Raw genomic sequence first — 11,455 nt, 5'->3', positions numbered from 1 at the left:
GGGGTCCCCGTGGTGGGAGCGACCGGCGGCGCAAGGTGGAGGGAGAGCTCCGGGGGGGGGGGGTTTTTCCCCCCCCCCCCCCCCCCCAGGACAGCGCATGAAGTGGCTGAATGTGATGCCCTGCACGGTGTCGCATGCTCACAGGAAGTGACAGTTCCTAAGGCCTTCATGATCTTCCTCACGTGCCATGAGGGTGAGCAGTGCTGGTGTGTGACTATTTGTCACTGTTTCTAGGCGGCGAATCTCCCCCTCGGGCTGCGGAGAGGGTGTGCGAAACTCGGCCGAATGTTGTGAGTAGGTTGTGTGTGCCGGTAGGACATTCCCACTGATCATCTAAGTGGGGGAAGTCCGTGCGCACAGCGCGACCACTGGTACTCCTGGTGGCATTCATCATGGCCGTTCTGGCAGGTACAGAACAGGCCGCACTCGCGGTGGACAACTGGGTCACCGCAAAGACCGGCCGTGGAGCCGGCGAACTGCCCGAGCAGGGCTGGGGAACGGCGCGCGGCCGAGGCCACAGCGTCTCCGGCGACGCCACCGACGCCACGGCGGGAGGGGGACGCAGCGGAGCGCTCAAGGCGCCGGGCGAACTCCCGCCGGACGGCGGCACCGCGCACCAGCGGCTGGGCGGTGCGCCCAAGCGGCCGGCCAGGACGCCGTTCGTCAAGGTGGCCGCGCCCGCAACGCCGCAGCGCAAGAGCTTCGACCCGAAGACCAGCGCCGAGCTGCCCGCCGAACGCACCAGGCAGGCCCGCACCTTCCTGAACAAGGACGGGACGTACACCACCCGCTTCTACAACGAGCCGGTCAACTTCCTCGGCCAGGACGGCAAGTGGAAGGGCATCGACTCCCGGCTCACCCAGAGCGGGAACACGGTGACGCCGCCCGGCGGAGCGGCCGCGACTCCCGCCTGGCAGCCCAAGTCCTCCGAGAACAGGATCGCCCTGGGCGCGTACGCCGACGCCGCGCCCCTGGTACGTCTCGGCGTGAACGACACCGCCTCGCTCGGGTACTCCATCGAGGGCGCCTCCCACTCCATCGGTGAGGCCACAGGCAGCACGATCACCTACCCGGAGGTCCGTCCCGCCGCGGACGTGCAGCTCGTCGCGGGCAGTGACTCGGTCAAGGAGACGCTGGTCCTCAAGGACCGGTCCGCTCCCATCGAGTGGCGTTTCCCTCTCGTCCTGAACGGCCTCACGGCCAAGCTGGACGGCCACGGCGGAGTCGTCTTCACCGATGCCTCCGGGCGGCAACAGGCCGCCATGCCGGCAGGTTGGATGGAGGACTCCCGACACACGGAGAACGCCGCCGAAGGCGCCATCTCCTCCGGGGTCACCTACCGCCTGGAGAGCCGCGGGAGCCGTCAGACGCTGGTCGTCTCCCTTGACCACAAGTGGCTCGCGGACCCCCGGCGGGTCTACCCCGTCAAGGTCGACCCGTCGGTGACCGGGGTCAAGGCGACCTCGGGCACGTACGTCGAATCGCCCTACAACACCAACTTCTCCAGTGCCGACGTGCTCAAGGTCGGCACGTACGACGGCGGCGGCCACAAGGCTGCGAGCTTCCTGCGCTTCGACGGGCTGAACACCGGAAGCCTGAAGAACGCCTGGGTGATCAACGCCAATCTGGCGCTGTACAACTCCTGGTCCCAGTCGTGCACCGCGCGCCCCGTGACCGTTCACCCGATCACGTCGAACTGGTCCGAAGGCAGTACCTCCGTCTTCCCCGGTCCCGCCACGGGTCCGGCGCTCGGGTCGAAGAGCTTCGCCCACGGCTGGCGTCCCACCGGCACCGAGACGTGGTCCTGCGCTCCGGCCTGGGAGAGCATCCCCCTCGGCAACGAGGGACGTCAGCTCGTCGACGACTGGACGCACGGCCGGAAGGCGAACTACGGCCTGGCGGTCAAGGCGGCCACGGACGACTCCAAGAGCTGGAAGCAGTTCCACTCGGACGACGGCAGCGGCGTGCCCAGCCTCGATGTCTCGTGGACCAAGTACGGCGCGAGCTACCAGCTCGGCAACTTCGTCTCGCCCATCACCGCCACCTCCGAGGGTGTCTTCAAGGTCACCGTCACCAACCAGGGTCAGCAGACCTGGCCCAGGAACAGCAACTTCAAGCTGCGCTACGACCTGTACGACGGCAACGGGAATCAGGTCGGAGGCGACTACTGGTCCAAGATCCGTTGGACCGACATGCCCTACGACGTGGCCCCGGGCGCCTCGGTCACGCTCGACGCCCACATCGCGCCGCTCGCGCCGGGCACGTACGCGATCGCCTGGACGATGGACGAGTACCAGGTCAACTCCTTCGCCTCACAGGGCGTTCCCGCCGCCGCGATGCGCGTGGAGGCCGCCAACGCGGTGCCGTACGTCACCGGAGCGAGTCCGCCGAGCGGCACGCTCGTGGACACCCTCAATCCGACGCTGTGGGCCTCGGCCACCGACCATGACAAGTACCCCAACGGGCTGACGTACCAGTTCGAGGTGTGCGAGGTCGAAGGCAAGGACACGCGGAAGAACTGCAGGGGCAACACCCACGCGGCCTCGCCGAGCTGGACCGTTCCGTCGGGCTGGCTGAGCTGGGCGAAGACCTACGCCTGGTACGCGTACGCCAACGACGGCAAGGACCAGTCGGCCCGAACCGTGCCCTCGATCCTCACCACGCAGGTCCCGCAGCCGGTCATCACCTCCCACCTGGGCGGCGCCGACGACGGCCGGACGTTCGGCGAGCGGTCCGGCAACTACGTGACCGCCGCCACCGACGCCTCCGTGCCCACCGTCGGCCCCGAGTTGGCGGTCGTCCGCACGTACAACTCGCAGGACCCGCGCAAGACCGGTGCCTTCGGCGCGGGCTGGGCGACCCGCTGGGACATGCGGGCCGCCGCCGAACCCGACGGCAGCGCCGTGATCACCCTCGCGAACGGTGCTCAGGTCCGCTTCGGCAAGAACAGCGACGGCACGTACAGCGCGCCCTCCGGTTCGATGGGCGTGCTGACGTCCGTGGCGGGCGGCGGCTGGACGCTGCGTGACGCGTCCGCGGCGCTGTACTCCTTCGACGCGACCGGTCTGCTCACCAGGATCAAGGACGGTCACGACCGTGAGCAGCTGCTCGCCTACACCGGCGGCAAGCTGACCAGGGTCACCGACGCGCTGTCGCAGCGGGCGCTGAGGTTCACCTGGAGCGGGGCGCACGTCGCCTCCGTCTCCACCGACGCCGTCGGCCCGTCCGCACCGGCTCTCGTCTGGTCGTACACCTACCAGGGCGACCTGCTGACCAAGGTCTGCCCGCCTTCGTCCACCACCGCGTGCACGGTGTACGAGTACACCGGCGGCTCCCACTACCGGGGCATGGTGCAGGACGCCGACCCGGTGGCCTACTGGCGGCTCAACGAGAGCGAGGGCGAGGCCGCGCAGAGCGAGGCGGTATCCCGCACCGGCATGAACGCCGGGCACTTCCGTGATGTCACCCTCGGCGGCGCCGGGGTCCTGAACGGCACGGGCAACAAGGCCGCCTCCTTCAACGGCGTCAACTCCTCGGTGGAGCTGCCGGAGTCGACCCTGGCCTCCTCGACCGTGCTGTCGGTCGAGCTGTGGTTCAAGACGGACACTCCGAACGGAGTCCTCGTCGGCTTCCAGGACGACCCCCTGGGCACGACGCACCCCGACGTCTACAACCCGGTGCTGGCCGTCGACTCGGCCGGCAAGCTGCGCGGAGCGTTCGAGAAGGCCGACGGCGGCCTCACCCCGATGACCTCCACGGCCACCGTCACCGACAACGCCTGGCACCACGCCGTGCTCACCAGCACCGGCACCGGTCAGACGCTCTACCTGGACGGCCAGGCCGTCGGCACCCTCGCCGGTCCCGTCAGCCACTCCGTCAAGACGTACACCTACCTCGGCGGCGGCTTCACCGACCACACGTGGGACGGCGCCGGCACCTACGGCACCCGGTACTACAAGGGGCTGATGGACGAGGTCGCGGTCTACCGCCGCGCCCTCGACGCGGGCTCCGTGCGCGCCCACCACGCGGCCCGTGCCGGGTCCTCGAAGCTCTCCAAGGTCACGCTGCCCTCGGGCCGCGTCGGCGGACGTGTCGAGTACGACAGCGACACCGAGCGTGCCACCAAGGTCACCGACGAGCGCGCCGGCGTGTGGCAGATCTCCGCGCCCCGCTACGCGTCGGGCTCCCAGGCCTACTCGGACGCCGTCCGCACCACGAGCCCCGTCAACTACTGGCGCCTGGGTGACAGCAGCGGCGCCGCGGCGGTCGACGAGATATCCGCAGGCGGCAACGGCTCCTACCGTGACGGGGTCACCCTCGGTGGGGTCGGCGCCTTCCTCGACGGCGACGACGGCGCGGTGACCCTCGACGGGTCCAAGGGCGCGATCTCCGTACCGGCCGAGTCGATCAGTGATGCCTCCTCGCTCTCCGTCGAGCTCTGGTTCAAGACGGACAAGCCCAACGGTGTCCTGCTCGGCCTGCAGAACGCCGAACTCGGGACCACCCCGACGATGTGGAACGCGAGTCTCCTCGTCGACGGGGAGGGCAAGCTCCGCGGCCACCTGTGGGACGGCCCGTCCGCGGGCTGGCCGGTCATGGGCGGTGTGAAGGTCACCGACAACGCGTGGCACCACGTGGTCATCACCGGCGGGCCGACCGGTCAGTCGCTGTACCTCGACGGCGCCAAGATCGGTTCCAAGGCCGGTGTCGTCAAGCCGGAGACCCTCGCCTACGCCTACCTCGGCGGTGGCTACTCCAACGAGGCGTGGGACGGGCAGGCCCGTGCCACCCGCTACTTCAACGGCCTGCTCGACGAGGCCGCCTTCTACACGAAGGAACTGGACGCCCAGACCGTCGCGGACCACTACAAGGCGCGCAACCGTCTCGTCACCGGCAGCGGGGAGCAGTACCAGGGCGCCGTCATGGCGGACACCCCCTCCGGCTACTGGCAGCTGAACGAGACCGGTGGCACGACCGTCGTGAACAAGGTCGCCGCAGCCGGTGCCCACGGCACCTACACCAAGGCGACTCCCGGTTCCCTCGGGGCCTTCGGGCCCGGCGACGGTTCCGCGGCGGAGTTCTCGGGTGACGGGTACGCCGAACTCGTGGGCGGCCACCTGCCGAACACCGACCTGTCGGTCGAGCTGTGGTTCAGGACCACCAAGCCGGGTGTGCTCTTCAGCGACCAGGAGAAGCCGCTCCCGGACGCCCTCTCCTACGCGCCGGTCCTCTACGTCGGCTCGGACGACAAGCTCCACGGCCAGTACTTCACCCGAGGCACCGACGCGACCAACACCTCGCCGAACACGGTCACGGACAACGAGTGGCACCACGCCGTCGTGACGGCGCAGGGACCCACCCACACCCTGTACCTCGACGGTGCGCAGGTCGCCCAGACCACCACCGCTCCGGTCACCCACGAGACCAACCAGCGCACGTACATCGGCGCCGGCCACACCAGGTGGTGGCCCGCGTCCCCGGGCGACGGAGTGCAGTACTTCACCGGTCGCATCGACGAGGTCGCCGTCTACCCGCGCACCCTCAGCGGCGACCAGGTGGCCCGCCACTACAGCGCGCGTTCCCACGCCTCGGGTTCCTCGCTGACCTCCACCGTCACGGTCACCGACCCGACGGGCGCGGAGACCAGCAGCACCTTCGACGCGGTCCGCGGCCAGCGCCCGACGGCGTCCACGGACGCGGACGGACGGGTCACGACCTTCTCGTACGACGTCGGGGGCTTCCTCCACACGGTCACCGACCCCAACGGTCACGCGACCATCACCGGTCACGACGAGCTCGGAAACACCGTCTCGACCACGACCTGCCGGGACGCGAACTCCTGCTGGACCTCGTTCGCGGAGTACTACCACAACGCCTCCGACCCGCTGGACCCGCGCAACGGCAAGCAGGTGGCCGTGCGTGACGGTCGGTCCACCGGCTCGGGCGACAACCGCTACCGGACCACCACCTCGTACACCACGCTCGGTCTGACCGACACGGTGACGCTGGCGGACGGCCGCGCGGTCGTCACCACCTACACGACCGGCAGCGAGCCGGCCGTGGGAGGCGGCACCACACCGCGAGGGCTGGTCGCCACCCAGAAGACCCCTGGCGGGGCCACCACCTCCTACGCGTACTTCGCGAGCGGTGACGTGGCGAAGTCGACGGCGCCCGGCGGGCTGGTCACGTCGTACACGTACGACGCCATCGGCCGGAAGCTGACGGAGACCGAGGTCTCCGACGCCCACCCGGCGGGTGTCACCCGTACCTTCACCCATGACGCCATGTCGCGCGTCTCCTCGGAGACGGGCCCCGGGGTCAAGAACGAGATCACGGGTGTCACGCACACCGCCAAGGTCTCCCGCACGTACGACGCGGACGGGCAGCTGCTCACCGAGTCGACGGAGGACACCACAGGCGGCGACGCCACCCGCACCACCACCTACCGCTACAACGCCCTCGGCCTGAACGAGAGCGTCACGGACGCGGCGGGCAACGAGTCGGTCTTCGGCCATGACGCGCTGGGCCGGGTGATCCGTGAGACGGATCCCGCGGGCAACGTGATCACGCACGCGTTCACCCAGCGCGGGCTGCCGGCCGCGTCGGTCCTGAAGGACTGGACGGGCGATCCGTCCGGACAGTCCCGTGACCTGGTCCTGGTCTCCCACGCGTACGACCCGGCGGGCCGGCTGGCCTCGACGACCGACGCGATGGGTGCCACGACCGCCTTCACCTACTACGACGACGGTCTCCAGGCCTCGAAGACGGCGAAGCAGGTCACCCAGGCGAACGGCTCCAAGAAGGACATCGTCCTGGAATCGGCGGTGTACGACGGTGCGGGCAACGCGGTCACCCGGACCGAGAGCGGCGGCCGTACGACGGTCGACACGGTCGACGCCACCGGACGGACGACGCGCAGCGTCTTCGACCCGAACGGCCTCAACCGCGTGACGACGTTCGCCTACGACGGCGACAACAGGGTCACGGAGCAGACGCAGTCGATCGACGGCTCCGGGAGGAAGCTCACCTCCACGACCGAGTACGACGTCGCGGGCAACACGAAGAAGGCGACCGTCACCGACGGCAACCGGACCCGGGTCACCTCGGGCACCTTCGACCAGAGGGGACTGGCTCTCACTCAGGTCAGCCCCCGCGGCAACACGGCCACCAGCCGCTATGACGCGCTCGGCCGCCTGGTCGAGGCGACGGCGCCGCAGGTGCAGGTCGAGGAGAACGGCGCTGCCGCCACTGCGGCTTCGCCCACGGCCCTGACCGGCTACAACACCTTCGGCGAGGTCACCGAGACCCGTGACGCACGCGGCCTGGTCACCCGCACGGAGACCGACAAGCTCGGCCGCCCCGTCGCCGTCACGCTGCCCGACTACACCGCGCCGGGCGCGGCCACGCCGATCACCGCCGTCAGCCGCACGACGTACGACAGGCTCGGCAAGCCGGCTTCCACCACCGACCCGCTCGGACGCACGACGTCGTACGCCTACGACCAGCTGGGCAACCTCGTCAGCAGGACGGACCCGGCGATCGCCGGTGCCCAGGGCCTCCAAGCTCCCGGCGCCACCACCTTCGGCGGCACCTCCACGGCGCTGTCCGGCGGGGGCGTCACCACCTACACCTCGACCCCGACCGGTCTGCGGCTCTCCGAGACCGACCCGACAGGAGCGCGTACCGAGTCCACCTACGACGACCTGGGCCGCAAGCTCACCGCCACCACGATCGAACGCAAGCCGACCCTGCAGCACCTGGTCACCCGCTACGTCCTCGACGACGCGGGCAACCTGGCCGAGTGGACGACCCCAGGCGGTCGCCGGACGGCGACGACGTACAACACCGCGGGTGAGGCGCTGACCGTCACCGACCCGCTCGGCGGTGTCACCCGGTCCGCCTACGACGGCCTCGGCCGCAGGGCCGAGTCCACGGACGCCACCGGCCGCAGGACCGTCACGGCGTACGACGTCCTCGGCAAGCCGTTGACGGTGTCGGACTTCGGCACCGGAACGACGGTCCTGCGCTCGGTGTCCTCCGAGTACGACGCCGAAGGAAACGTCACCGCGTCGGTCTCCGCCGGCGGCGCCCGGCGGACCTACACCTACGACGCCCTCGGCCGGATGACCAAGCAGGTCGAACCGGTCACCGGCACCGACTCCATCACCACGACCTTCGGCTACGACGCGGCGGGCAACCGCACGCGCCTGACCGACGGCCGCGGCAAGGCCACGTACTACACGTTCAACACGTGGGGCCTTCCCGAGTCCACGATCGAACCGGCCACCACCCAGCACTGGAACCCGGACGTCCGCACCTGGACGAACGTCTACGACGCGGCGGGACAGCTCCTCACCGAGCTGCTGCCGGGCAACGTGAAGCGTCAGAAGACGTACGACGCCCTGGGCCGCCTCACCGGCGAGACCGGTTCCGGAACCGCCGTGGCCACCCGGCCGCGCAGCCTGTCGTACGACCTCGCCGGCCGTGTCACGGGCCTCGGGGGCGACGGAGTCCTCGAGGGCAACACCTACGGCTACAACGACCGCGGTCAACTCCTGAGCGCCGACGGCGCCTCGGGCACGTCGTCCTACGGGTACGACGCGGACGGCCTGCTGACCTCCCGCACCGACGCCGCGGGCACGACGGGCTTCACCTACGACCAGGCCGGACGACTCAGCACCACGACCGATCCGCTCACCGGCACGCAGCTGCGCAGCGGCTACGACGCGGCCGGGCGACCGACCACGGAGGAGTACGCACGTCCCGCCGCCGGCGGCACGTGGACGATCGGCGCGAAGCGCTCGTACGCGTACGACGCTCTGGGCCGACTCGCGGACGACAGCGTCGCGAAGCTCGGTACGGGAGGAAAGGTCCTCGGCCAGGCATACGAGTACGACCTCGACGACCGGCTGGTGAAGAAGAGCGCCACCGGTACGGCAGGGGCGGCCGTCGAGACCTACGGCTACGACCTCGCGGGTCGCATGACCTCCGAGACGGCCGGTGGCACGACGACCGCCTTCGAGTGGGACAAGGCCGGCAACCTGACCAGGAGAGGTGACATCACCGCCACCTACGACTCCCGCAACCGGCTGGAGACGTGGGGCGGCCAGACCTTCACCTACAGTGCCCGCGGCACCGAGAAGACCGTGACGGAGGGCGGCAGCAGCCGCCAGATCGCCACGGACGCCTTCGAGCGCACGATCACCAACGGCACCAGCACCTTCACCTACGACTCCCTCGACCGGGTCCTGAGCCACGGAGGTGCCGCCTTCGCCTACGACGGTGCCACCAACAACCTCGTCAAGGACGGTACGAGCAGTTACATCCGCAACCCCGGCGGCACGCTGCTCGCCAGCGCGACGACCGGAACAGCCGGTACGGCCCGCCTGGCGGTCACCGACCAGCACACCGACCTCGTCGCCGGCCTCACGGCAGACGGCACCGCGGTCTCGTCCTCCCGGGCCTACGACCCCTTCGGCAAGGTGACCGCCGCCAACGGGGCGAACCCCGCCCTGGGTTACCAGTCCGGCTGGACCGACGCCTCCACGGGCGAGGTCAACATGGCCTCCCGCTGGTACCAGCCCGGGATCGGCGGCTTCACCAGCCGCGACACCTGGCAGATCGACCCCAAGCCGTCCGTCCAGGCCAACCGCTATACGTACGGCAACGCCAGCCCCCTCAACGAGACCGACCCCACCGGTCACTGCCCGCCCTGTCTCGCCGTCCTGGCGGTGGCGGGTGGCATCAGCGGGGAGACCGCGCTCTGGTGGCTCGCCGGGGCCGCGGCCGTCACGGGCACCGCGCTGGTCACGGACAAGTACCAGCGAAGCCAGGCGATGAACGCGGCGGCCAGCTCGGTCGGCAGCTGGGCCACGACGAGCGTCTACCAAGGGCCCTACATCGGCACCCGCAGCACTGTCGGCAGTTGGGCGTACAGCGGCAACGCGGCCTCGGGCGCGTGCACCCGGAACTGCGGTGGTGGCCGTGGCCCCGGCCCCGGCCCGGGCCCCGGCCCTGGTCCTGGTCGTGGGCCCGGACCCGGCAAGGGGCGTGGACCTGGCGGGGGTGGCCTCGGCAAGACCGTGGTCAACATCGTCAAGATCATCGCTCAGAACCCGAACAACCCGGCTCCGGCACGGCGCCCCGAATTCGACTGGGGAAGCGGCGACTCTCGCTGGACCCTGGACACGGGGTACATGAAGCAGTTCTCCCAGGACGACTTCCAGGAGATGATGCTGACGTTCGGATTCACCCCCGAGCAGGCCGCCGAGATGTACAACAACCCGGACGCGGGAGTCAGCGCGCCCAACGGAGGCCAGAACCCCTGCGACCGGGACAGGTCCGAACGCTTCCGCTACATGCCCACGGTCCAGGCCGCGACGATCGCGGGCGACCGGGAGACGGCGACGGGCGTCGCGGCGCTCCTCTGTCCCAGCGACCTGAAGCCCCCGAACTCACGCGGACCCCGCAAGGGGTCCTGGGAGCCCCCGGGCTACGTCTACGAGGAGCAGCGGGGCAGCAAGAAGGTCGTCTTCAACCGGAGCCACATCCTCGGCGACAGGTTCCACGGCGACTGGATCAAGGAGAACATCTTCACCGGCTTCAAGCAGATGAACGACCCCGACATGAAGAGGTGCGAGAATCGGATGGCGAAGCAGCTCAAGACCGGACCGGTTCTCTACTTCGGAAAGCTGGAATACGGAAACGGTCGCGAGAACATACCCACAGCAATTCAGATGGATGCCTTCACGCAAAAGTCGAGACTTTTCTCTGTCAATGTGAAGAACATCCCGGACCCGCAGGTGACGTGTTGAGAATCGACATGCTCGAACAAGCCATTCCGGCGCTAGGTCTCATCAAGTCGGCGCAGCCGAAGGCGGTGGACTGGGACGCCGTCTCCGCTGAGCTCGGAACCGGTCTTCCCCAGGACTTCATGGAGCTCGCCGAGTGGTACCCGGCATTCCTCGTCGCCGACTTCCTGAACCTGCAGCTTCCCGATCCGGGGGAGGAAGCCGGCTTCGCACGAGGGGTGAAGGAGTCGTGGCAGTCGCTCGCCGCGCTGCACGAGGACGGGATGACCGAGGGGTACGTTCCCTATCCGGAGCCCGGGGGGCTGATCCCGTGGGGCGACTCGACCGACGGCGACAACTTCTACTGGCGCACCGGTCCTGACGGCCCCGACCACTGGACCGTCGTCGTGGAGACGCGGAACGGGTACTGGGCGACGTACGACGGCACGCTCACCGAGTACCTCACCGGGCTGGTGACAGGCACGGTGGACCCCGACGGCCTTCCGCCGGACTTTCCGGGGGAGAACCCGGTGGTCATCTCGTAGATCCACCTGATCCGTCGGGGCGGGAGGGTCCTTCGGGGGGGTCGGTCCGGCGGCCGGTCACGGACCACGAACCGAGGCGGGGTCGTCACCCATCGGGGGAAAAGCGGGGATTTTTTGGGT

At 69.5% G+C, this 11,455-nt stretch carries 2 protein-coding genes; both read left to right on the top strand.

Features of this window, described 5'->3' with window-relative positions; genetic code table 11:
• Window positions 1–392: 392 nt before the first annotated feature.
• Window positions 393–10,814: a LamG-like jellyroll fold domain-containing protein gene (locus ACZ4XX_RS38435; RefSeq protein WP_468512456.1), complete on the top strand. Its 10,422-nt coding sequence runs from the start codon at window positions 393–395 to the stop codon at window positions 10,812–10,814.
• An 8-nt stretch (window positions 10,815–10,822) separates the two neighbouring features.
• Complete coding sequence (locus tag ACZ4XX_RS38430; protein ID WP_468512455.1) at window positions 10,823–11,335, top strand: hypothetical protein; 513 nt, start codon at window positions 10,823–10,825, stop codon at window positions 11,333–11,335.
• Window positions 11,336–11,455: the final 120 nt, after the last annotated feature.

Source organism: Streptomyces sp. NPDC029956 (assembly GCF_055574655.1).
The sequence above is the reverse complement of the archived record's forward strand: the minus strand, read 5'-3'. Positions and strand labels throughout refer to the sequence as shown.